Origin of the sequence: Candidatus Nitrosopumilus salarius BD31 (genome assembly GCF_000242875.2) — an archaeon.
Taxonomy (GTDB): Archaea; Thermoproteota; Nitrososphaeria; order Nitrososphaerales; family Nitrosopumilaceae; genus Nitrosopumilus; species Nitrosopumilus salarius.
This window is the reverse complement of the sequence record NZ_AEXL02000154.1, coordinates 1-1,286: the sequence shown is the minus strand read 5'-3', so window position 1 is coordinate 1,286 and position 1,286 is coordinate 1. Positions and strand designations below refer to the sequence as shown.

Below are 1,286 nucleotides of genomic sequence, written 5' to 3'. Positions count from 1 at the left end.
CGGCGCCAGTAACAAAAAACATTGAGAGTATAGTCAATAGAAAATACAACCACAATGCAGGTTTACCAAGTTGTTTGTATCCATCAATAATACTTGTTTGTGTAGAATTTGCATAACGAGATCCATACTCAAAGAACGGATATTTCAATAAAGTTACTAAGATTACAAACCCTACCATCATTAAACCATAATCTGCACCTGCCCTAGTAGACTGTACCAAATGTGAGACGCCGATAGCAGTGCATGCAAACAAAATTCCAGGTCCTGCAGTTTTCGAAAATGCAGATAATCTATCGTTAATCATACTCAAATGCCATGTAAAATTCCTGCATATAACCTAAAATTTAGCAAATAAATATCAGTAAAAAAATAACCTATTATGTTATTTGGAGTTTTTGCCACACATAGTCCAGAATCATGTCCAATAAACAATGAAAATAGTAAAAAAATATTCATGAAACTCAAAGAAAACCTGGATCGCGAAAGCAAGAAATACAATATTAGTAAAATTGTAGAATTTTACATGTCAGTTTTAGAGCATGAATGGATAATAGTAATTGATGCAGTTCATGCGCATGACATCGAAAAACTTTGCATCGATGTTGGTATTTCATCTTTGAGCACAGTCAAAATAGTTCCAATGAATCTATACAGCGACACACTCAAAAAGTTTCAAGCAAATCAATAGCAATCAGATTATTTTTGATAGAGATAACATCCAGAAGTGTGATCATTTACCATTCCTACTGCCTGCATTAACGCATAACAAATGGTAGGCCCTACAAAATTAAAACCATGTTTTTTTAGATCCTTGCTTAATTTTTCAGAGATTTCACTAGATGCTGGAATGTCAGATAGTTTTTTGAAGTTGTTTTTGATTGGTTTGTGATCTACAAATCCCCACAGATAATTATTAAATGAACCATATTCCGCTTGAATTTTGAGAAATTGTTTTGCATTATTAATGGCAGAATTAATTTTGAGTTTATTTCTAATTATAGATTCGTTATTTAGTAATTTTTCCACATGTATTTTATTGTATTTTGAAACTTTGAGTGCGTCAAAATTAGAAAATGCTTGCCTATATCCATCTCTGCGTTTAAGAATAGTAGTCCAAGACAAACCGGCTTGAGCCCCTTCTAAAATAAGAAATTCAAAGAGTTTAACATCATCATGTTGCGGTCTGCCCCATTCCTTATCATGATATGTCATATTAGGCTCATCTTTTGCCCATTCACATCTATTCTTCATCATTAAGTCAGAGGTAACACAAAATATTAGTTATT

2 protein-coding genes and 1 pseudogene are annotated in these 1,286 nt (G+C 32.6%); 1 reads left to right on the top strand and 2 read right to left on the bottom strand.

Annotated features, from left to right (window positions below; translation table 11 throughout):
• A pseudogene (locus tag BD31_RS08860) lies at positions 1 to 304 on the bottom strand (divalent metal cation transporter); the annotation flags it as partial.
• Between the two features lie 75 nt (positions 305 to 379).
• Between BD31_RS08860 and BD31_RS08855 the strand changes: the two are divergent.
• The gene (locus BD31_RS08855; RefSeq protein ID WP_048097623.1) at positions 380 to 688 is read left to right on the top strand and encodes a hypothetical protein; all 309 of its coding nucleotides are present in this window, start codon (positions 380 to 382) and stop codon (positions 686 to 688) included.
• Between the two features lie 8 nt (positions 689 to 696).
• Here the strand turns inward: BD31_RS08855 and BD31_RS08850 are convergent, their stop codons facing one another.
• Positions 697 to 1,251 (bottom strand): DNA-3-methyladenine glycosylase I, encoded by a 555-nt coding sequence (locus BD31_RS08850; RefSeq protein WP_008301449.1) that lies wholly within the window; start codon positions 1,249 to 1,251, stop codon positions 697 to 699.
• Positions 1,252 to 1,286 lie beyond the last annotated feature (35 nt).